General features: G+C 66.0%; 14 protein-coding genes. 4 read left to right on the plus strand and 10 right to left on the minus strand.

What is annotated here, in order from left to right; all coding sequences use genetic code 11:
* Positions 1–3: 3 nt before the first annotated feature.
* Genes petA through HT579_02535 form a run of 3 tightly spaced genes read right to left on the minus strand, consistent with a single transcriptional unit; the run spans position 4 to position 2,994 of the window.
* Complete coding sequence (petA, locus tag HT579_02525) at positions 4–549, minus strand: ubiquinol-cytochrome c reductase iron-sulfur subunit (protein ID QKS27926.1); 546 nt, start codon at positions 547–549, stop codon at positions 4–6.
* Entirely contained in the window at positions 546–1,664 is a 1,119-nt protein-coding gene (locus HT579_02530) for a hypothetical protein (protein QKS27927.1), read from the minus strand. The genes petA and HT579_02530 overlap by 4 nt, the downstream gene beginning before the upstream one ends.
* Before the next feature lie 13 nt (positions 1,665–1,677).
* Positions 1,678–2,994, minus strand: coding sequence for a tRNA 5-hydroxyuridine modification protein YegQ (locus HT579_02535; protein QKS27928.1), 1,317 nt, complete (start codon positions 2,992–2,994; stop codon positions 1,678–1,680).
* A 93-nt stretch (positions 2,995–3,087) separates the two neighbouring features.
* Here HT579_02535 and rng point away from each other — a divergent pair, with 93 nt between their 5' ends.
* Positions 3,088–4,542, plus strand: coding sequence for a ribonuclease G (gene rng, locus HT579_02540; protein ID QKS27929.1), 1,455 nt, complete (start codon positions 3,088–3,090; stop codon positions 4,540–4,542).
* A 97-nt stretch (positions 4,543–4,639) separates the two neighbouring features.
* Positions 4,640–5,287, plus strand: a complete 648-nt coding sequence (locus tag HT579_02545; GenBank protein ID QKS27930.1) for a hypothetical protein — start codon at positions 4,640–4,642, stop codon at positions 5,285–5,287.
* 129 nt (positions 5,288–5,416) lie between these two features.
* Here the strand turns inward: HT579_02545 and HT579_02550 are convergent, their stop codons facing one another.
* Positions 5,417–7,519: a protein kinase gene (locus HT579_02550; protein QKS27931.1), complete on the minus strand. Its 2,103-nt coding sequence runs from the start codon at positions 7,517–7,519 to the stop codon at positions 5,417–5,419.
* Positions 7,512–8,384, minus strand: coding sequence for a DUF3365 domain-containing protein (locus tag HT579_02555; protein QKS27932.1), 873 nt, complete (start codon positions 8,382–8,384; stop codon positions 7,512–7,514). Before HT579_02555 ends, HT579_02550 begins: the two co-directional genes overlap by 8 nt.
* A 371-nt stretch (positions 8,385–8,755) precedes the next feature.
* Between HT579_02555 and HT579_02560 the strand changes: the two genes are divergently transcribed.
* Positions 8,756–9,943, plus strand: a complete 1,188-nt coding sequence (locus HT579_02560; GenBank protein QKS27933.1) for an acyl-CoA dehydrogenase — start codon at positions 8,756–8,758, stop codon at positions 9,941–9,943.
* Positions 9,944–10,077: 134 nt separating this feature from the next.
* Here HT579_02560 and HT579_02565 read toward each other — a convergent pair whose 3' ends face one another.
* Positions 10,078–10,218: a hypothetical protein gene (locus HT579_02565; protein QKS27934.1), complete on the minus strand. Its 141-nt coding sequence runs from the start codon at positions 10,216–10,218 to the stop codon at positions 10,078–10,080.
* Between the two features lie 242 nt (positions 10,219–10,460).
* On the opposite strand from HT579_02565, the gene HT579_02570 reads away from it, so the two are divergent.
* Positions 10,461–12,629: a DNA polymerase III subunit epsilon gene (locus HT579_02570; protein QKS27935.1), complete on the plus strand. Its 2,169-nt coding sequence runs from the start codon at positions 10,461–10,463 to the stop codon at positions 12,627–12,629.
* Positions 12,630–12,666: 37 nt separating this feature from the next.
* Here the strand turns inward: HT579_02570 and glmS are convergent, their stop codons facing one another.
* The 4 genes from glmS to HT579_02590 all read right to left on the minus strand — a co-directional run bounded on the left by glmS (position 12,667) and on the right by HT579_02590 (position 22,298).
* Positions 12,667–14,496: a glutamine--fructose-6-phosphate transaminase (isomerizing) gene (glmS, locus tag HT579_02575; GenBank protein QKS27936.1), complete on the minus strand. Its 1,830-nt coding sequence runs from the start codon at positions 14,494–14,496 to the stop codon at positions 12,667–12,669.
* Between the two features lie 7 nt (positions 14,497–14,503).
* Positions 14,504–15,862, minus strand: coding sequence for a bifunctional UDP-N-acetylglucosamine diphosphorylase/glucosamine-1-phosphate N-acetyltransferase GlmU (gene glmU / locus HT579_02580; GenBank protein ID QKS27937.1), 1,359 nt, complete (start codon positions 15,860–15,862; stop codon positions 14,504–14,506).
* A 317-nt stretch (positions 15,863–16,179) separates the two neighbouring features.
* Entirely contained in the window at positions 16,180–17,622 is a 1,443-nt protein-coding gene (locus HT579_02585; protein ID QKS27938.1) for a glutamate synthase subunit beta, read from the minus strand.
* A 2-nt stretch (positions 17,623–17,624) separates the two neighbouring features.
* Positions 17,625–22,298 carry a glutamate synthase subunit alpha gene (locus HT579_02590; GenBank protein ID QKS27939.1) on the minus strand — a complete coding sequence of 1,558 codons (4,674 nt, stop codon included), beginning with the start codon at positions 22,296–22,298 and terminating at the stop codon, positions 17,625–17,627.
* Positions 22,299–22,972 lie beyond the last annotated feature (674 nt).

Raw genomic sequence — 22,972 nt, forward strand, 5'->3', positions numbered from 1 at the left:
CTGTCAGGCTTCGCCAACCACGATCTGAGCCTCACCGTGCAGACGATGGATCGGGATGACGAGGTTGGCCGGCGCCGGGCCGCCGCGGTAGACGCGGCCGGCAAGGTCGAACTTCGAACTGTGGCACGGGCACAGGAACCCGGGGGCATGGCCGGCGATGCTGCGCAGTTGTGGCGTACACGCCTGATGCGTGCATTGGCCGATGGCAACGAAGACGTCCGGCCGCAGCGAACGATGGCGATTGCGGCAGTTCTCCGGCTGCAGCGAGTGCTCGGAGGCGGCATCCAGCAGGAGACTCTCGTCCTTCGCCAACGTCGCCACCTCGTCGCTGGAGCGCCGCAGAATCCACAGCGTCCGTCCCTGCCAGTCGAGCACGCGCAGCCTGCCCGGCGGCAGATCGGAGAGGTCGGTGCGGATCGGCTTGCCGGTCGGTGGCCCCGGCCGTTCCGCCAGGTATCTGCCGATGCCCAGGCCGGCGCCGAGGATGCAGATGCCCGCCGCCACCTGCAGGCGACGGCGCTGCGGGCCGCGCGTCGATTCCTGGCTCATGTTGCAGACGGCTGACCACCGACCGGTGACGCGGCGGCTGCGAGCCAGGGCATGAGGCAAGCGGCGGCTTCGTCGGTGCCCGTGGGCAGGGGCGGTCGCGACAGCGGTCGCTGCCACAGGTCGGCAAGTGCCGCCTGCAGGCGGCCTGCGCGCAGTTCGGCCGCACCGATCTCGGCGCACGTGGCATGCGCGTGCAGCCAGTCGATCAGGCAGTCCTGCTCCGGCCACTCCTGTCGTCGTACATACAGGAGTGGTGTCGCATTGCACGCCGCTTCAACGAAGGTGCCGTACCCGGGTTTGGCGATCACCGCATCGACCGAGCACAGGAGATCGATCATCGGCAGGCCGAGCGGCTCGAAATCGGTCGTGTTGGCCTGCCGCAGCCGCCAACCCTGCGGCACCAGCCAGCGGATGCCCGTCGTCTGGGGCCAGTCGGCGATCGGCAACTGTGTGTCGATGCCACCAAAGGCGATCAGCACCAGCCGCTCGTCGGCACGACAGGCGAGTTGACGGCGCAGCGTCTGCCGGCGATCGACGCCGAGGGCCGCCACCACGCCAATGCACCGTCGCCGCGACAGATCCGCCATCGCCATTCCTGGCGTCAGACGCAGGAAGAACTCGGCCCCGTTGTAGGCGGCCAGCATCTGCTGGTGGATCGGCGGCGCCCAGTCGGCGGTAGCGAAGAAATGGGCAAACAGCTCTGCCCAGTTGAGCGAGCAAAGCGCCACCGACGGGATGCCGGCGCGGGCTGCGCCTCCCAGCGGCAGGTAGGCGACGTCGCTGAGCAGCAGTGTCGGCTGCAGGTTGGCGAAGAGGCGTGCTTCCCGGTCGACCAGTTGTTCCCAGTCGGCGTGCTGGCGGCGGTAGGCCTGCGCCGTTGCCTCCAGGTCGACGCGCATCGCGTCGAGCATGACGTAGCCGAAGTCGCTACACGCGGCGAGGTGACTGAAGCCGCATCGCAGCCGTTCGTGCAGCTTTGCCACCGGCAGTCCGCTGCGGATGGTCAGCCGCAGCGTCGGCAGGCGTTCGACGAGAGCGTTGATCACCGGCGCTGCCTGCGCCAGGTGTCCGAAGCCGTGCGCCGAGATGTCGACGAAGAGATGCGGGGCAGGCATGCTTCGGCTTGGCTCAGAGGAAACGCGCCAGCAATGCGCCTGGCAGCTCGACGGGACAGGGAATCCAGACGCGATGCCCATTGCCCGGCGCAACACCGATCGCGCGCCCCGCCAGGTCGTGCATGCACTGCAGTGTCAGCCGGCGGTTGCCCGAGGGATGGATGACCTCGAGGCGGTCGCCGACCGAAAAGCGGTTCCTGACTTCGATCAGGACACGCTGCCCGACGGCATCCCAGGTCAGCAGATCGCCCACGTAGAGACTGCGCCCGGACTCCGAGTGGCCACGCAGGTAGTTCTGCATGTCGTGCTCGTGGTGCCGCTGCAGGAAACCGGCGGTATAGCCGCGATTAGCCAGGCCCTCGAGTTCGCCGAGCAGTGCGGGGTCGAACGGCCGGCCGGCAGCGGCATCGTCGATGGCGCGACGATAGACCTGCGTGCTGCGCGCGACATAATAGGGAGACTTGGTCCGCCCCTCGATCTTCAGCGAATCGACACCGATCTCGAGCAGCCGGCCAACGTGCTCGACCGCCCGCAGATCCTTCGAGTTCATGATGTAGGTTCCATGTTCGTCCTCGTCGATCGGCATCATCTCGCCGGGACGTTCCTTCTCCTCGAGCAGCCAGCCGGCCGCGCGCCCCCGACCGGCTTCGCCGGACAAAGGCTGCAGATCACCCGTCGCATCGTGCCCGGCGGCGTGCAGGCGGTAGTCCCAGCGGCACGAGTTGGTGCAACTGCCCTGGTTCGGGTCGCGGTGGTTGAAATAGCCGGACAGCAGGCAGCGTCCCGAGTAGGCGACACAGAGAGCGCCATGGACGAAGACCTCGAGTTCGATATCGGGGCACTGCTGCCGGATCTCCTCGACTTCGTGCAGCGACAGCTCACGCGAGAGGATGATCCGCGCGATGCCGAGCTTCTGCCAGAAACGCACGGCAGCGAAGTTCAGCGTGTTGGCCTGTACCGAGAGGTGTATCGGCATTTCGGGCCAGCCTTCACGAACCAGATCGATCAGCCCGGGGTCGGCCATGATCAGCGCGTCCGGCCGGCTGGCGATGACCGGCGCCATGTCCGCCAGGTAGGTGCGCAGCTTGGCATTGTGCGGCAGGATGTTGCTGACGACGTACAGCTTGCGCTGCGCCGCATGCGCCTCGGCAATACCCTGGGCGAGCGCCTGCAGATCGCCGAAGTCGTTGTTGCGCACCCGCAGGCTGTAGCGCGGCTGCCCGGCGTACACCGCATCGGCACCGTAGGCCAGTGCCGTGCGCAGCATCGCCAGCGACCCGGCGGGAGCGAGCAATTCGGGAGATCGGGGCTTTGCAGGGGGAAGAGACATTCGGCGCGGCGGTCGGAGAGGGTAGAATGAGGCCAGCAGGAATCTTACTCTCGTTGCCGCAGTTCCCACTCCCTTTGCGCGGATCGACATCTCATGTCAGAAGAAATCCTGATCAACTTCACACCACAGGAAACGCGCGTCGCCGTCACCCACCAGGGTGTGGTCCAGGAACTGCACATCGAACGGAGTGCCAGTCGTGGCTTCGTCGGCAATGTCTACCTCGGACGCATCGTGCGCATCCTGCCCGGGATGCAGTCCGCCTTCATCGACATCGGCCTCGGCCGGACCGCCTTTCTCCATGTTGCCGACATCCGGGAACCGCGCTCCGGCGACGAGCCACTGCGACCGATCGAGCGCCTCCTGTGCGAAGGCCAGAGCATTCTCGTGCAGGTCATCAAGGATCCGATGGGCAGCAAGGGGGCACGCCTGTCGACCCAGGTGTCGCTGGCCGGCCGCATGCTGGTCTATCTGCCGCAGGACAAGCACATCGGCATCTCGCAGCGGATCGAGCGCGAGGCCGATCGCGAGGCCCTGCGCGAGAAGCTCGGACGGCTGGTGCCCGGCGACGAACCGGGTGGCTTCATCGTCCGCACGATGGCCGAGAGCGCGACCGAAGCCGAACTGGCGAAGGACATCGAGTACCTGCGCAAGCTGTGGCGCGACATCCGGGCGCAGTCGACCACGGCCGCACCGCCGGCCCTGCTCTACCAGGAGCTGTCGTTGTCGCAACGCGTGTTGCGGGACTTCGTCAACCCCGAGACGACACGCATCGTCATCGATTCGCGCGAGAACTTCCAGCGCCTGACTGCCTTTGCCGTCGAGTACACGCCGACGGTGGCGCCGCTGCTCGAGCACTACGTCGGCGAACGACCGCTGTTCGATCTGCACGGGGTCGAGGACGAGATCCAGAAGGCGCTGGCGCGCCGCGTCGACCTGAAGTCCGGCGGCTACCTGATCATCGACCAGACGGAGGCGATGACCACCATCGACGTCAACACCGGCGGCTTCGTCGGCGTCCGCAACTTCGACGACACCATCTTCAAGACCAACCTCGAGGCCGCGCAGACGATCGCCCGCCAGCTGCGCCTGCGCAATCTGGGCGGCATCATCATCATCGACTTCATCGACATGGAGAACGACGATCACCGGGCGGCAGTGCTCAGCGAGTTCAACAAGGCGTTGGCGCGCGATCACACCCGCCTGACGGTGAATGGTTTCACCGCGCTGGGCCTGGTCGAAATGACACGCAAGCGTACCCGCGAGTCGCTGGCTCACGTTCTCTGCGAGGAGTGCCCGACCTGCGGCGGTCGTGGCGAGGTGCGGACGGCGCGCACCGTCTGCTATGAGATTCTCCGCGAACTGCTCCGCGAGGCGCGCCAGTTCAATGCCCGCGAGTATCGGGTCCTCGGCAGCCAGGCAGTGATCGACAGCTTCCTCGACGAGGAGTCGCAGGGGCTGGCGATGCTCTCCGACTTCATCGGCAAGCCGATCTCGCTGCAGGCCGAGCCCAGCTACTCACAGGAGCAGTACGACATCGTTCTGATGTGAGTCGCCACCGTCAGTCCGCAGCGGCCCATGTTGTGCCGAGGCAGGCGATGTGGGGGGTATCATGACGACTGGCAAGCCAGAAAAGGAAGGAGAGGCGATGCGTCCGACCCTGAAAACCCGGTGGTGGTCGTTTGCGGCGAGCCTGGTCGGCTTGGCGCTTGCCGGTTGTGCATCGACCAAAATGACAAGCGAGTGGCGTGACGCGAACGTCGCCGGTGCCGTGCTCAAGGGCCAGCAGGTGCTGGTGGTCTGCCAGAGTCGCGACCATTCGCTGCGTCGCATCTGCGAGGACCAGTGGAAGATGCGGCTGCAGCGGACGGGAGTGGCGGGAATCCAGAGCTACGCCGTGTCGCAGTTGCCGGCCGACGGCATGGCCGGCAACGAGGAGATCCGGTCTGCCGCCGTACGTGCCGGAGCGTTCGCCGTAGCCAGCGTGCAACTGTCGCCGGACGACCTGGCGGTGGTCAATCCGGCGCCGCAGGTGGGCATCGGTGTCGGCGGTGGCAGCGGCGGCTACCGCAACGGCGGTTTCAGCGCCGGCGGCCTCGGTCTGTCGTTTCCGATCGGCTGGCCGACGGCGGCGCAGGGGATGACGTGCAGCGTTGCCATGCTGGATGCTGCCAGCGGCGCCGTCTTCTGGTCGGGCAGCGCCACGGCGCCGCCATCGGGTGCACAGGCTGGGCAGGTCGCTGAACTGACGCAGCTGATGATCGACGCCCTGTTGCGGGCAGGACTGCTGCAGTAGTTCGTTCCGCCAAGACCCGTTGCCGTAAATCGCAGCTTCGCCCGCCATGCTGCGGCCGCGACTGAGGTTTGCGCCCGGCCTGACGCGAGGGCGCGTCAGCTTCGTCCACAGTCGCCAGCCGGTAGGGAACTACGAGCCCTGCCCCCCAACGAGGCCGGCCTCCCTGAGGAAGTGCTCGCGCTGCTCCGGACTGTCGATCTGGCTGGCCAATGCGCGGCACAAAGAATCCACGTCGGCCGCCCTGGCGGCTTCACGACGCAGCAGGACCTTCGCCAGCGGTCCGATATGGCGCGCCAGGATGCGGCCAATTCGTTCGCGGTCGGCATCGCCAATACCGCTGCCCGTTACCGGGTCGGCAGCAGTGACGGGCAACGGCGCTGCCACAGCTGCCGGCGAGGGGGAGCCGGGGTGCGGGGTGCTGTCCGGTTTCCGGCTCGTCGATGGCTGCTGCCACCTGTGCGTGGCGGCGGTCAGAAAGGCAGATCGGGCGGCCGGGTCCGGAATCATTTCAGCCAACAGGCGGTGCAACTCGTCGCGCCCGCCGACGCGCGGCAGCGTCTTGCGCACCAGGATGCGTGCCATTGGTCCAATGTGCCTGGTCAATAGGCGCTCGGCGTCCTCGACGACCGCCGGCGTCAGGTCGCTCGCCTGCGTTGCGGCGGCATTGGCCGTGATCGGATGCGAAGCCAGTGCGTGCGCAGTCCCGACGTAAAGGTAGAGGTCGTGCACCCGGTCGTGCGCGTCCCGCCGCTGGCCGAATGCGGTGAAACAGGCCGCCGCACTGCGTCGCAGCTGCCCAATGAGATCGACATAGGCGGCGCTGACCAGCACCTGTCCCGGCTCGGTGAAGCGCATGACGCGGAAGGCGGTGGCGACGCCGTCGCCGAGCAGGCGCGAGCGGCCACCGGGGTCGGGCTGCACCCGTACCGGCCCGAGGTTGATGCCGATGTGCAGAGCAAGCCCCTGTTCACTCGCCGCCGCCCCCAGCAGGCTGGCGGTGCGCAGTGCATCCTCGGGATCGCCGACGTAGCAGACGGCGCAGCCCTCGCGCGTGTTCGCCGCCAGGCGGCTGCCCGCCGGCACTCCGGCAACCGCCCGGCTGACCAGTGTCGCCAGCAGCTGGCGACGTTCCTTGAGCGCCGCCTCGGCAGCCGCATCGGCTGGCGTCGATGCGCCCGGCACGTCGCTGAAGAGGACCGCGCCGATGAAGCTGCAGCCTTCGCTGAAGGAACTGCCGGGCGCCGGCAGCACCGCCGGCGAGTCCGCCGCTTCCGCCGCAGGTTGTCCGGCTGGCGGCAGACAGGCGCGGCGAAAATCCGCCACCCGTCGGGGGCGCAGGTTCTCGTCGGGCGTCAGTGCCCAGTCGATCGCCCGCAGCATCGCCTTGCCGTAGAGGTCGGCCCTGCCGATCACGGCTGCCGCCGGCATCGGGTCCTCGCGCAATCGCGCCAGGCTTTCGGTTGGCAGGTGACCGGTGACCAGCCAGTACATCACCCCGGCGAGCGAGTAGAGGTCGCTCCACGGGCCCTGCCTGCCGTCGGGCTGGTACTGCTCGGCTGGCGCGAAGCCAGGCGTCACGACGGCGGTCAACAACTGCTCCTGCCCCGGTACACCGACACGGCGGGCGGAGCCGAAGTCGAGCAGTACCGGCGAACCGTCGGCCCGCATGTAGATGTTGCGCGGCTTGATGTCGCGATGCAGGAAGCCGGCGTTGTGGATGGTCTCGAGCCCGTCCAGCAACGGCCGCACGATGCGTTGCAGGGTTGCGGCGTCGATCGGCTCCCGACCGGCCAGCCACCTGTCGAGTGGTTCGCCGCTTTCGTATTCCATGACCATGTAGGCCGTGTCGTTGGCGGCAAAATAGCGCAGCACGCGGACGATCCCCGGGTGGTGAAAGCTGGCGAGTGCACGGCATTCGTGCAGGAAGCGATCGAGACCCCAGGCGAAGGACCTGGCGCCGGCAGTCGAGTGCGGCCGCACGGAGAGATCAGGCCCGCGCCCGGCGGTGTCGCGCGGCAGATACTCCTTGATTGCCACCGGGCAGTCGAGATGGGTATCGTGTGCGAGGTAGGTGATGCCGAAGCCACCGCTGCCGAGAACGCGGTCGATCCGGTATTCGTGCACCGCGTAGCCCGCCGGCAGCGCCAGCAGGTCGCTGTCGGCAGCTGCCGAACGAGAATCGGCGTGGCCGGTTTCTTCGTTGCCGCTCCCGCCCATCGCGCGCTCAGCCATCGATCATCTGCATCGCCTTCTCGAGACTGCGACGCATGCGGTTGAACGAACTGGCCAGAATCGCAACCTCGTCGCCGCCCTCCTCGGCAAACTCCGGCTGCTCGAAGTCGCCGGTGCTGACCTTGTCGGCTACCGCCGACAGGCGAGTCACCGGCCGGATGATCAGCCACGACAGGAGCAGGTTGAGGACGATGAAGACGACCACGAACACCGCTGCCAGGGAAAGCATGAAGGTGCGGAAGGCCAGTGCGGCGTTCTCCAGCGGCACCGACATCGGCACCGAAACGACCTGCGCCCCGACGACCTCATCGAGCTTCCAGCCGAATCCGTTTGCCGGGCCGTAGATGCGGAGCATCGACGGCGGCGCGACATCGGGTGTGCTGTGGCATTGGAGACACGCCGGCGACTCGATTCGGATCGGATGCGCGACGTAGAGCAGGCGACCGGTGGGCGTGTCGCGCTCACCACTGATTTCCCTCTGGTCGGCACGGTTCCGGAAGCTGTGGATCAGGTCGGCTTCCCAGTCGGCAGGCCGGTCGCGCAGGTTCGTCGGATTGAGCGTCGCCTCCTTGTAGGCGTAGTTGACGTACTTTCGCCGCAAATGGTTGAGGGCTTCGGTGGCGGCAAACGCCGGCACCGTCTGCGGCAGGAAGACCTTGTCCATCTGCCCGACGAGATGCGGTCGCACCTGGTCGACCGTATATGCGCGCACTGCCAGCGCCGCCTCCATGACCAGGCGCGCCTCGCCCAGCACCTGCTCGCGTGCGTGCCGGTCAAGCAGAGTCCGGGAAACGTAGCCGGTGACGGCAAAGCCGGCAAGGAAGACGGCAAGCAGAACGAGATTGAATTTCAGCCGCAGACCCATGGAGGAACCTCCCAGTCAGGAGTGAAACGGCGGTACCGGCAAATGGCTGCCCGACGGCAGCGCGGACCGGCGTCCCTTGCCTTGCATCGCCGGAATCTCGCCGGCAACGTCGCGAGTATCCGGGCCTTGCTGCCGCGAGTCAATCGGCCGCCGTGCCTCACCAGCTCGGCAACCCGCGTTGGCCGTCGCTCGCCAGACGCGGCGGGATCCGCAGCCGACGCCTGCCGACGGGTGGTGACGGTGAGCGAAAGTCAACCTCCGGTCAGGCCCGCAGTGCGTACAATCCGGGTTGCATCCGCCATGTGGCCCGCTGCCGCAGGGCGAATTGCACGCCCCGCGGGACGCGCCGGCGGCGACTTGACAGGGAGACGATGATGGCGACGCGAGCCCGGCCCCGATTTTGCTGGCAGGACCCGCTGCTCCTCGATGCGCAGCTCGACGACGACGAGCGCCGGCTGCGCGATGCGGCGCAGGATTACTGCCAGGGCAGGCTTCTGCCGCGCGTGCTGGAATCGTTCCGCCACGAGCGAAGCGACACCACGATCTACCGCGAAATGGGCGCGATGGGTCTCCTCGGCCCGACGATTCCATCCGAATACGGTGGCGCCGGTCTCGGGCACGTCAGCTATGGGCTGATCGCGCGCGAGGTCGAACGGGTGGATTCCGGCTACCGCTCGATGATGAGCGTCCAATCGTCACTGGTGATGCTGCCGATTCTTCGCTTCGGCAGCGAGGAGCAGCGATGTCGTTACCTGCCGCAACTGGCAAGCGGCGAACTGATCGGCTGCTTTGGGCTGACCGAGCCCAATCACGGCTCCGACCCCGGCAGCATGGAGACGCGGGCGCGCGCCGTCGGCGGAGGTTTTCGCCTCTCCGGCAGCAAGACATGGATCACGAACTCACCCATCGCCGACGTCTTCATCGTCTGGGCGAAGGACGATGCGGCCGCCATCCGCGGTTTCGTGCTTGACCGCGGAATGCGCGGCCTCAGCGCCCCGCCGATCCACGGCAAGTTCGGGCTGCGCACCTCGATCACCGGCGAGATCGTCATGGACGACGTCTTCGTTCCCGAGGAGAACGTCTTTCCCGAAATCCGCGGCTTGAAGGGACCCTTCACCTGCCTCGACTCGGCGCGCTATGGGATTGCCTGGGGTGCTCTCGGTGCCGCCGAGTCCTGTTGGCACACGGCTCGTCAGTACACGCTCGACCGGCGGCAGTTCGGGCGGCCGCTGGCGGCGAATCAACTGGTGCAGAAGAAACTCGCCGACATGCAGACGGAAATCGCGCTCGGGCTGCAGGGATGCCTGCGACTGGGGCGCATGAAGGACGACGGTACGGCGACGCCGGAAATCACTTCGATCATGAAGCGCAACTCCTGCGGCAAGGCGCTCGCGATCGCCCGCACGGCGCGCGACATGCTTGGTGCCAACGGCATTTCGGACGAATTCGGCGTCGTCCGCCACATGCTCAACCTGGAGGTGGTCAACACCTACGAGGGAACGCACGACGTGCATGCGCTGATTCTCGGCCGGGCGCAGACCGGCATCGCGGCTTTCTGAAGGAGCACGTCATGCCGGCAGGCAGCCGCGAAGCCGGCCGCCTGTGGACCCCCTGCCGGCTCGCGCCGCCCGGGGTGCACGGCAGACTGGCGTGGCAACGCCTCCCGGGCGGGTCGCGGGGCTGGCGAGCGAGGCTACTTCTTCTCTGCCGGAGCCTGCCTGTCCGGAGTTTCGCCGGGCTTCGGTGCATCGCCGAGGACAGTCTTCAGCGGGCAGATGGAAAACGCCGGGCACTTCTTGCAGCCGGCAACGATGGCAATCGGGCAGAGGGTCATGGCCGTTTCTCCAGGCAGTTGCAACGGCGTTCACGATACAGGCCTTTGTCGTGCAGGTGCAGGTAGACGCACCCAATTGGCGGCCTGGCTCCCGCACGCCATGGCGGCGCCGGGAATTCCCCATCTTCGGCCAGACACCTGGCGCCGGGGCGAACGTTAGCCGGTAGAATTGGTGCGCAGCGGCCGGGTACATGCCCGAGACTTCCAGCCGTTGCCCACCAACCCTTGCCGACCATCGAACCATGAACGCGCGCCTCCGTCTGGCCATCTCGGTCATCATCCTCTTCCTGCTGGTGACCGGCCCCTTCCTGATCACGGCGGCGTTGGTGTGGGCGGATGCCCAGGCGGACGAGCGCGCGGCGCTCGTCCGCCTGATCGCACCGCACCTCTCGCTGGGTACGATGATGACCGCCTTTGGCTTCTTCGTCGGTCTCCTGGTCATTCGCTATCTCTTCCGGGAGTATGTGCAGGGTCTGCTGAAGATGGCCGAGAACCTGCGTCTGATGCTGGCGGCGAACCGCAACTTCCGGGTCACACCGGAGGGACCACCGGAGGTCCGCCTGCTGGCCGCGGCGACGAACGACCTTGCGCAGCAGCGCGACGGTCTGATGGATGATGTCGCGGCGCAGATTGCCGCAGCCAAGTCGTCGGTGGAGGAGGAAAAGAACCGGCTGGCGGCGCTGATGTCGGAGCTGGCCCAGGCGGTCGTGGTGTGCAACCGCGAGGGGCGGATCCTGCTCTACAACAGCCGCGCCCGGCTGCAGTTCCGGGCACTCGCTCTCGGCAGCACGGCGGTCGCCGGCGGTGCACTGATCGGGCTCGGCAGGTCGATTTTCTCGATACTCGAGCGCAGTCAGATCGATCACGCCCTCGACGTCGTACGTCAGCGACTGCACAAGGGCGCGGCCACGGCAATCGCCACCTTCATCACGGCGGCGCGCGGTGGCCAGCTCCTGCGCGTCCAGCTGGTGCCGGTGCTGGCAACCGATGACGCGCCGCGACAGCGCGAGATGACCGGTTACGTGCTGACGGTGGAGAACATCACCCGCAGCCTGGAACAGGAATCCCGCCGCGATCAGGTCCTGCAGTCACTGACGGACGGTACCCGCGGCAGCCTGGCGAACATCCGCGTCGCCGTGGGCAACCTGCTGGACTACCCCGACATCGAACCGGAAATCCGCGAGCGCTTCATTGGCATCATCAGCGACGAGGTCGTCCGCATGAGCCAGCGCCTCGACCGGACGATGAGCGAGTTCGCCGATTCGCTGAAGACACGCTGGCCGCTCGAAGAGGTCCAGGGGCTGGATCTGGTCACCGCCGCACAGCGTCGCATCGAGCAGGAACTGCAGCTGGCAACCAGCAGCGAGGAGATCGATGAATCGGTCTGGCTGCGGGCCGAGAGCTTTTCCCTGGTCTTTTCGATCTGTTTTCTGGCTGCGAGACTGGTCGCCCAGCATCGGATCCCGGACCTGCGCTTCCGCTTGCTGCCTTGCGGCCGGCTCGTCTACCTCGACATCATCTGGGCTGACCATGCCATCTCGTCGGAGACGTTCGCGACCTGGGAAAACGAGCCCATGCAACTGGGCAGCGAAAGCTCACCGCTGTCGCTGCGCGACGTGATCGACCGCCATGGGGGTGAAATCTGGTACGAACGCGAAAAGGCCAGCCAGCAGCGCTGCTTCTTTCGCTTCGTCCTGCCGGTTGCTCTGCCGGACAGCCTGCAGGCGCAGCCGGTCGGCGACGAACCGAGCGTACGCCCGGAGTACTACGATTTTGACCTCTTTCACTTCCGCGATCAGAGCATCGATCTCGACCGGCGATTGAGCGACCTGGCGTACACCGTCTTCGATACCGAAACCACCGGGCTCGAACCCGCTGCCGGGGACGAGATCATCCAGATCGGTGCCGTGCGCATCGTCAACGGCCGCCTCCTGCGGCACGAGAACTTTGACCATCTCGTCGACCCGCAACGCTTCCTGCGACCCGAGGGTGTTCGCATTCACGGCATCACCGACGACATGGTGCGCGGGCAGCCCCAGATCGACATCGTTCTGCCCGCCTTCCATGATTTCTGCAACGACACCGTGCTCGTTGCCCACAACGCGGCCTTCGACATGCGCTTTCTGCAGTTGAAGGAGGATTCGACAGGCGTGGTGTTCAGTCAGCCAGTCCTCGACACGCTGCTGCTTTCCGGAGTGCTGCACGCCAATCAGGACTCGCACCAGCTCGACCACATCGCCGAGCGCCTCGGCGTGGTGATCGAAGGTCGCCACAGCGCGCTCGGGGACGCCTGTGCCACGGCCGAGGTCTTCCTCAGGATGCTGCCGCTGCTGGCACAGATGGGAATCGTCACCCTGCGGCAGGCCCTCGAGGCGTCGGAGAAGAGCTATTTCGCGCGCGTGAAGTACTGAGGGTTGCTGCCGATGGCGTGGCCCCGCGATCGGCGATTCACTCGACCGTCACCGACTTCGCCAGATTGCGCGGCTTGTCGACGTCCGTGCCGCGCACCAGCGCGACATGATAGGCGAGGAGTTGCAGCGGCACGACGTGCAGCAGTGCCGACAACGCTCCGTAATGCTCCGGCAGGTGCAGCACGTGAATCCCGTCCGACTCCTTCATTTCGCTGTCGGCATCGGCGAACACCCAGAGTTCGCCACCTCGGGCCCGCACTTCCTGCAGGTTCGACTTGAGCTTCTCCAGCAGGGCGTCGTTGGGCGCCACGGCAATCACCGGCATGTCGCGATCGACCAGTGCCAGTGGACCATGCTTCAGTTCGCCGGCGGGATAGGCTTCGGCATGGATGTAGGAGATTTCCTTCAGTTTCAGCGCACCTTCCATGGCGATCGGATAATGCCGGCCGCGGCCGAGGAACAGGGCATGGTGCTTCATCGAAAAACACTCGGCCCAGTCGCGGATTTGCGGCTCCAGTTCGAGGATCATGCTGACGGCCATCGGCAGGTGTCGCATGGCGAGCAGTTCGCTTGCCTCCTGCTCGGCGTCGAGCCGGTCGCGAACCTTGGCGAGCACGAGCGTCAGCAGATAAAGGGCCGCGAGCTGGGTGGTGAAGGCCTTGGTCGACGCAACGCCAATCTCCGGACCGGCACGCGTGATGAAACGCAGGCTGTTCTCTCGCACCAGTGATGACTCGGGCACGTTGCATATGCACAGCGTACGGCTCATGCCCAGCGACTTGGCGTGCTGCAGCGCGGCCAGCGTGTCGGCGGTTTCACCCGATTGTGAAATGGTGACGACAAGGGTGTGCGGGTCGGGCACCGAGTCGCGATAGCGGTACTCGCTCGCCACCTCGACCGAGCAGGCAACGCCGGCGATGGATTCCAGCCAGTAGCGCGCCACGAGGCCGGCATGGTAGCTGGTGCCGCAGGCGATGATCAGCACCTGCCGCACACCCCGCAGCAGGTCTTCACTCTCGGCGCCGAAGATGCCCGGTTGGATGCTTCGCGCCGCGCCGAGCATCTCGAGGGTGTTTGCCAGCGCCACCGGCTGCTCGAAGATTTCCTTCTGCATGTAGTGCCGGTAGTTGCCCAGCTCGATCGCCTCTGCCGACAGGTTCGATTCGCTTTCCGGCCGCTCAACCGGGGTGCCGTCAACGCGGGCAATGCGGTAGCCATCGCGCCTCAGTTCGGCACAGTCGCCGTTCTCGAGGTAGACCATCCGGCGCGTGACCTGCACCAGCGCCGAGGCATCGGAGGCAGCGTAGAATCCGTCTTCGCCCAGACCAAGCAGGAGCGGCGCCCCTTCACGCGCAACGACCAGGCGGCTTGGGTCGGCTTCGCGCAGGACGGCGATCGCATAGGCGCCCTGCAGTTGCGCAACCGCCCGGCGGACGGCAGCGAGCAGATCGCTGTCGGTCTTCAACTCATGCGCAATCAGATGCGCGACCACTTCGGTATCGGTGTCGGACGTGAACACGTACGCGAGAGCCTGGAGGCGAGCACGCAGCGTTTCGTGGTTTTCGATGATCCCGTTGTGGACCACGGCCAACCCGCCGGAGATGTGCGGATGGGCGTTTCGTTCGCATGGCACGCCATGCGTTGCCCAGCGCGTATGCGCAATGCCGGTGCGGCCCGCAGCGTGTGTCTCCTCGACCTGCGCCGTCAGTTCGGCAACCCGGCCGACCGCGCGCAGCCGGTGCAGGCCGCCGTCGTTGATCAGGGCGAGCCCGGCCGAGTCGTAGCCGCGATATTCGAGCTTGCGCAGACCTTCGAGCAGAACGGGAACGATATTGCGGTCAGCGACCGCGGCAACGATGCCACACATGGTCAGTTCACTTCTTGATTTTCTGGGGCCGTTTCCAGCCCGCTATGGAGGTTTGCCGGGCGCGCGAGAGGGTCAGCGTGTCCGGCGGGGCATCGCGGGTCAGAGTCGTTCCGGCGCCGAGCGTGGCGCCACGACCAACCGTCACTGGCGCCACCAGTTGCGTGTCGGAACCGATGAAGGCGTCGTCCTCGATCACCGTCTGGAACTTGTTGGCGCCGTCGTAGTTGCAGGTGATGGTGCCGGCACCGATGTTGACGCGACTGCCGACGACGGCGTCGCCCACGTAGGCAAGGTGGTTGGCCTTCGACTGGGCGGCAAAACGGCTGTTCTTCAGTTCGACGAAATTGCCGACATGGACGCCGGGGCCAAGCTCCGTTCCGGGGCGCAGGCGGGCGAACGGCCCGATCACCCCGTCGGGCCCGACGACCGCTTCCTCGATGTGGCTGAAGGCCGCGAGGCGTGCCCCCGAACCGATGCGCGCATTCTTCAGAACGCAGGAGGGGCCGACTTCGACGGCTTCGTCCAGTACGACCCGGCCCTCGAAAACGCAGTTCACGTCGATGAACACGTCGCGGCCGCAGATGAGCTCGCCGCGAACATCGATTCGCGCCGGGTCAGCCAGGCGGACTCCCTGCTCGAGCAGCTGATCGGCGATTCGCCGCTGTGCGGCGCGCTCGAGTTCGGCGAGTTGCACCTTGCTGTTCACCCCGAGCACCTCGGTTGCCGATTGCGGGTGGGCGGTACGCACGGGCAGACCGTCGGCAACCGCCATGCCGACAATGTCGGTCAGGTAGTATTCCTGTTGCGCATTGTCGTTCGACAGGCGGCCCAGCCACTCGGCGAGGCGCTCGGTCGGCAGGGCCATGATGCCGGTGTTGATCTCGCGGATTGCGCGCTCCTCCGGCGAGGCATCCTTCTGTTCGACGATGCGCGTCACATCGCCGGCAGCGTTGCGGATGATCCGGCCATAGCCGGCCGGGTCGGCCAGTTCGACGGTGAGCACTGCCAGCGAGTCACTTGCCGCATGCAGAAGCCTTTGCAGCGTTTCCGCCCGGGTCAGCGGCACGTCGCCATAGAGCACCAGTGTCGTTCCGGCAGGCGCCAGGTGCGGCAGCGCCTGCATCAGCGCGTGGCCGGTTCCCAACTGCGGCTCCTGCAGCACCCAGAGCAGATCGGGTGCGGCGGTGGCGGTCCGCACGGCCTCGCCGCCGTGGCCATGCACGATGCAGAGCCTCTCGGGAGAAAGGCTGCGCGCGGTGTCGATGACGTGTGACAGAAGCGCCTTGCCGGCCACTGGATGCAGTACCTTCGGCAGATTGGAATGCATCCGCTTGCCCTGCCCGGCGGCGAGAATGACGATGTTCATTTTGCTGAAGCCTGATCAGACGCTACGATGGGTCCTTGTTGCGCTTGCCGCCAGTCCGGCCGGCGGCAACGGCTCGCCGACGCCGAGCGCCCGGCAGCACGCGAGACGGGTGTCGATACCAGTGATCACGGTGTTGCGACGCATTGTCGCAGATTCTGTCGCGAGCTTGTCACAACAATGTCACACTCGGCCGTGGGTGGCGCCGAGCGCTGCGCGCAGGGAACGCGACGCCCGTCATGCGCGCGAGAGGGCGCACAGTATACGCCGGAAGCTGCCTTCACGGCCAGCGACGCGTCCATGCGGTGCGCCAAAGGGCTTCAGCGCGGCAGGTCCGAACGCCCCATCAGGAAGGCATCGACCTCGCGTGCGCACTGCCGGCCCTCGCGGATCGCCCAGACGACCAGCGACTGTCCACGGCGCATGTCGCCCGCCGCAAACACCTTGGCGACGCTGGTCGCATAGCAGCCCGCGCCGTCGGTGGTGGCGCGGACGTTGCCGCGCGCATCGAGTTCCACCGCCAGTTCTTCCAGCAATCCCTGCCGCACCGGCGATACGAAACCCATGGCGAGCAGGACGAGGTCGGCGGCGATCTCGCTCTCGCTGCCCGGGATCTCGGCCATTCGCCCGCCGCTCCATTCGACGCGAGCCACTCGCAGCGCCCTGAGCCTGCCGCCCTCGCCAAGGAACTGCTTGGTCGACACGGCGAAGTCGCGCGCGCAGCCTTCCTCGTGCGACGACGACGTGCGCAGCTTCATCGGCCAATAGGGCCAAGTCAGGCTCTTGTCTTCCTGCTCGGGGGGCTGCGGCATCACTTCGAACTGGGTGACCGACAGGGCGCCCTGACGATTGCTGGTACCAACGCAGTCGGAGCCGGTATCGCCACCGCCAATGACGACGACCCGCTTGCCGGTGGCGGTGATCTGCGTCGGCAGGCGATCGCCGGCGTTCACCCTGTTCTGCTGCGGCAGGAACTCCATCGCGAAGTGCACGCCGTCCAGCTCGCGCCCCGGTACCGGAAGGTCACGCGGTGACTCGGCGCCGCCGGCGACGATGACGGCATCGAAGTCGGCCAGCAGCCGCGTTGCCGGCACGGCGCCCGGCCCGCTGCCGCCAACCTCCTGGCTGACGCGAAACTCGACGCCCTCAGCCTGCATCTGTTCCACGCGGCGGTCGATGTGCGACTTCTCCAGCTTGAAATCGGGGATGCCATAGCGCAGCAGGCCGCCGATGCGGTCGCTCTTCTCGAACACGACGACGGCATGGCCAGCGCGCGCCAGCTGCTGCGCCGCTGCGAGTCCGGCCGGACCGGAGCCGACGATGGCGACCGTCCTGCCGGTCTTCTGCGCTGGCGGCTGCGGCACGATCCACCCCTGTTGCCAGCCCTTGTCGGCGATCGCGTGTTCGATGGACTTGATCCCGACCGGATCCGTATTGATGTTCAGCGTGCACGCCGCTTCACACGGCGCCGGGCAGATGCGGCCGGTGAATTCGGGGAAGTTGTTGGTCGAATGCAGAACCGCCAGAGCCTGCTGCCAGTTGCCGCGGTACACGAGATCGTTCCAGTCGGGAATGATGTTGTTGACCGGACAGCCGGAGTTGCAGAACGGAATGCCGCAGTCCATGCAGCGCGCACCCTGCAGGCTGGCTTGCTCGTCCGGCAGCGTGAGGACGAACTCGCGGTAGTGCTTGAGGCGCGAAGCGACCGGCTCGGAGGCTTCCGCCAGACGCTGGTACTCGATGAATCCTGTCGGCTTGCCCATTTCTATGCGGTCTCCAGTTCCTTCTTCGCCAGCTCGCTGAGCGCGCGGCGGTACTCATGTGGCATCACCTTGACGAAGCGCCGGCGATAACGCTCCCAATCGTTGAGCACGCGCAGAGCCTGGCGGCTGCTCGTGTAGCGATAGTGCCTGTCGATCAGCCCCTTGAGCAGGACTTCGTCGATCTCGCCCAAGTGCCGCACATCGACCTTGCCGTGGCTTTCCAGGTCGTCGCCCGCGTCGCTGCCCTGACGTGCCAAGAACTCCTCCTCGACCGGTTCAAGCGATACCTGCGCCATGTTGCAACGCGAGGCAAAGGTTCCTTCCTCGTCGAAGACGTAGGCGACGCCGCCCGACATGCCGGCAGCGAAGTTGCGTCCGGTCATGCCGAGAACGACTACCGTGCCACCGGTCATGTACTCGCAACCGTGGTCGCCAACGCCTTCGACGACCGCTGTCGCACCGGAATTGCGGACGGCAAAGCGCTCGCCGGCGACACCGGCGAAGAAGACCTCGCCCTCGGTCGCACCGTAGAGGACCGTGTTGCCGACGATGATGTTGCTGCGGCTCTCGCCACGGAAGCCGGCACTCGGACGAACGATGATGCGTCCGCCCGACAGGCCCTTGCCGACGTAGTCGTTGGCTTCGCCGATCAGGTCCAGGGTGACGCCGCGTGCCAGGAAGGCACCAAAAGCCTGCCCGGCAGTTCCCCGAAATTGAATGTCGATCGTCCCGTCAGGCAGACCCGCTCGCCCGTAACGCTCGGCGATGCGTCCGGAAAGCATGGCGCCGACGGTGCGGTTGATGTTGCGCAGCGGCAGTTCGAGCTTGACCGGCTCGCCGCTGTCGAGCGCCGGCCGCGCCAGTTCGATCAGTTCCCTGTCGAGCGCCTTTGCCAGCCCGTGATCCTGCGCCTCGCAATGGAAGACCGCGACGCCGCCCGGGTTTGCCGGCCGATGGAAGATGCGGCTGTAGTCGAGCCCTTGCGCCTTCCAGTGGTTGATTCCCTGTTGCATGTCGAGCAGGTCACAGCGGCCAATGAGGTCATTGAAACGGCGGATGCCGAGCTGTGCCATCAGCTCGCGGACTTCCTCGGCGACGAAGAAGAAGAAGTTGACCACGTGCTCGGGCTGCCCCGAGAAACGGCGGCGCAGCACGGGATCCTGCGTCGCGACCCCTACCGGGCAGGTGTTCAGATGACACTTGCGCATCATGATGCAGCCCTCGACGACGAGCGGTGCGGTCGCGAAACCAAATTCATCCGCTCCCAGCAGCGCACCGATGACGACATCCCTGCCCGTCTTGACCTGCCCGTCGACCTGCACCCGAACGCGACCGCGCAAGCCGTTCAGCACCAGCGTCTGCTGCGTCTCGGCGAGACCGAGTTCCCACGGCGAACCCGCGTGCTTGATCGAAGATTGCGGACTGGCGCCGGTTCCGCCGTCATGACCGGCAATCACCAGGTGATCGGCCTTGGCCTTGGTGACTCCCGCGGCCACCGTGCCGACCCCGACTTCGGAGACCAGCTTGACGCTGATCGACGCCTTCGGGTTGGCATTCTTGAGGTCGTGAATCAGTTGCGCCAGATCCTCGATCGAGTAGATGTCGTGGTGTGGCGGGGGCGAAATCAGACCCACCCCGGGCACCGAATGGCGGAGGAAGCCGATGTACTCGGAGACCTTGTGTCCCGGCAGCTGGCCGCCCTCACCGGGCTTTGCCCCCTGGGCCATCTTGATCTGCAGCTGGTCGGCGTTGACCAGGTATTCGGCAGTGACGCCGAAGCGTCCCGACGCCACCTGCTTGATTGCCGAGCGCAGGCTGTCGCCAGGCTGCAGCTGGTAATCGCGTTCGATGCGCGAGTTGCCGAGGACCTCGGACAGCATCTCGCCGCCCTGAAGGACCCTGAAGCGCGCTGGATCCTCGCCACCTTCGCCGGTGTTCGACTTGCCACCCAGACGATTCATGGCGATCGCCAGCGTGCTGTGTGCTTCGGTCGAAATCGAGCCGAGCGACATGGCACCGGTGGTGAAGCGCTTGACGATCTCCTTCGCCTCTTCGACCTCCGCCAGCGGCAGCGCCGGCCCGACCGGCTTCAGGGCGAACAGGCCACGCAGCGTCATGTGCCGTTCCGTCTGCTCGTTGATCAGCCGCGCGTACTGCTTGTAGGTGTCGTAGCTGCCGCTGCGCGTCGAATGCTGCAGCTTGGCGATCGCCTCCGGGGTCCACATGTGCTCTTCGCCGCGCACCCGGTATGCATACTCGCCGCCGGCGTCGAGCATCGTCGACAGCACCGGATCGTCGCCGAAGGCCTGCTTGTGCAGGCGGATCGCCTCCTCCATGACGTCGAAAACGTCGATGCCCTCTACCTGCGTCGAGGTCCCGGTGAAGTACTTGTCCACCATCCTCTTCTGCAGTCCGACGGCTTCGAAAATCTGCGCTCCGGTGTAGGACATGTAGGTCGAGATCCCCATCTTGGACATCACTTTCAGGAGACCCTTGCCAACGCCCTTGATGAAATGCTTGATCGCCTTGTCGCCCTTCTCCGGATCGTTGCCCGCCATGTGCTGCAGCGTTTCGAGTGCCAGGTAGGGATGCACGGCCTCCGCCCCATAACCGGCGAGAACGGCGAAATGGTGCGTCTCGCGCGCGGCGCCGGTTTCGACGACGAGTCCCACCCGCGTCCGCAGCCCCTTGGTCACCAGGTGCTGATGCACCGCCGATGTGGCCAGCAGGGCCGGGATGGCTACATGCTCGGCATCGAGCCGGCGATCGGAAACGATGAGGATGCTCGAACCCTTGTGCACATGATCTTCGGCCTCGGCGCACAGCGATGCCAGACGCGCTTCGACGCCCTGCCGTCCCCACACCAGCGGATAGCAGATGTCGAGTTCGGCCGAGTGGAACTTGTTGTCCGTGTAGGTGGCGATCCGCCGCAGCTTCGTCATGTGGTCGACATCGAGCACCGGCTGCGACACCTCGAGACGGTAAGGCGGATTGATCTCGTTGATGCCGAGCAGGTTCGGTTTTGGGCCGATGAAGGAAACGAGCGACATCACCAGTTGTTCGCGGATCGGGTCGATCGGCGGATTGGTCACTTGCGCGAAGAGTTGCCGGAAGTAGTTGAACAGCGGTTTGCTGCGATTCGAGAGGACTGCCAGCGGCGAGTCGTTGCCCATCGAGCCGGTCGCTTCCTCGCCCGAGCCGGCCATCGGCTCGAGAATGAACCTGAGGTCCTCCTGCGTGTAGCCGAAGGCCTGTTGGCGATCGAGCAGCGACGCCGGATAGGCGCCGGGCTGGGCGGCGTGCGGTGACGGCAGTTCGTCGAGCTTGATGTTGATCCGGCTGAGCCAGTCCTGGTAGGGCCGGGCACGGGCGAGGGTGTCCTTGAGTTCGGCGTCGTCGATGATCCTTCCCTGCTCGAGATCGATCAGGAACATCTTGCCCGGTTGCAGCCGCCACTTGCGGACGATCCGCTCCTCGGGTATCGGCAGTACTCCCGCTTCCGATGCCATCACCACGAGATCGTCGTCAGTCACCAGATAGCGCGCCGGACGCAGGCCGTTGCGATCCAGCGTGGCACCGATCTGGCGACCATCGGTGAACGCGACCGCCGCTGGTCCGTCCCACGGCTCGATCATCGCCGCGTGATACTTGTAAAAGGCGCCTCGCTGCTCGTCCATCAGGGTATGCGACTCCCAGGCTTCGGGAATCAGCATCATCATCGCGTGCGCCAGCGAGTAGCCACCCATGACCAACAACTCGAGCGCGTTGTCGAACGACGCCGAATCGGACTGGCCAGCGTAGATCAGCGGCCAGATCTTTTCCAGGTCGGCGCCCAGCAGTGGCGACCACGTTCCCTTCTCGCGCGCGCGCATCCAGTTGTAGTTGCCGCGCAGCGTATTGATCTCGCCATTGTGGGCGATCAGCCGGAAAGGGTGCGCCAGTTGCCAGGTCGGGAAGGTGTTGGTCGAAAAGCGCTGGTGGACCAGCGCCATGGCGGAGACACAGCGGGGATCCTTGAGGTCCGTGTAGTACTGGCCAACCTGGTCAGCGAGCAGCAAGCCCTTGTAGACGACCGTCCGCGCCGACATCGATGGCTGGTAGAACTCCTTGCTGTGCTTGAGTCCGAGCGCCTGAATCGCATTCGCCGCGCTGCGGCGAATGACGTAAAGCTTGCGTTCGAGGGCGTCGGTGACCATGGTGTCCGGGCCGCGGCCGATGAAGATCTGGCGGATCATCGGTTCTCTCGCCCGTACCGTCGGCGACATCGGCAAGGCATGGTCGACCGGCACATCGCGCCAGCCGAGAACGACCTGGTGCTCCTTGCGGACGGCGCGCTCGATCTCTTCCTGACAGGCGAGGCGCGAGGCCGATTCCTTGGGCAGAAAGACCATCCCGACACCATATTCGCCGAGTGGCGGCAGCTGGATTCCCTGCTTTGCCATCTCCTCGCGGAAGAAGGCATCCGGAATCTGGATCAGAATGCCCGCACCGTCGCCCATCAACGGATCGGCCCCGACGGCGCCACGGTGATCCAGGTTCTTCAGGATCAACAGGCCTTGCTCGATGATCGAGTGACTTCTCTTGCCCCGAATATGCGCGACGAAACCGACGCCGCAAGCATCGTGCTCGTTGGCCGGGTCGTAAAGACCCTGCCCTTCAGGTATGGCGGAATCCATCACTCTCGAATCCTCACAAAACTTGGACGGCACGCGAAAACGAGCGTGCTCGCAATTGCCGTCATCTCGGTTACGACGCGGCCGTCCGGGCCACGCCGCGCGACCCGCGACTATACCCGGAAAGCCATGCCGAGACAAGATGCTGCACCGCACCAACAGGGTGCAAGCTGGTGCCGTGTCTGCACCGGGACGGGGCGTTCGCCACGGTGTCAGCGGCGAACCGGGTCATCCGGGCAGCCGGTAGCCAGATGAAGCAAGATGCGTGCCGCATCTTCGTTCGGCTCGACACCGGCAGCCCGTTCGTCGCCCGAGAAGTTCGACTCGCAACAGCCGAAGGCTGGCCGGGAGGCAAGTGCGGCCGCTCAATCGCTGCCCGGTTCGGGGTATCGCGCGCGCCTGCACGGAGTGGCCCGACCGCGGCACGAGCGGCGATGGCTGCGGTCGACGGGAGAACCCGGTTATCTGCCGTGGGTGCCAGGATGAATTCCCGTTTACGCTTGTGGTAAGCTGGCACGCGCACGCCGAAGTCAGGTCGCCGTGCTCGCGACAGGCGAGGGCAGCGGGCCGGCAGTCGCGGCCAGTGCCAGGAACAGGGTGGGGTGTCGAGCCGGGGCAGTTCTCGACAGGCAAGAAGTGGCTTTTTTGGGGGGCCAGGCGGGCATGCTGCGGACTGG

It is taken from the genome of Candidatus Accumulibacter similis, from assembly GCA_013347225.1.
Taxonomy (GTDB): domain Bacteria; phylum Pseudomonadota; class Gammaproteobacteria; order Burkholderiales; family Rhodocyclaceae; genus Accumulibacter; species Accumulibacter similis.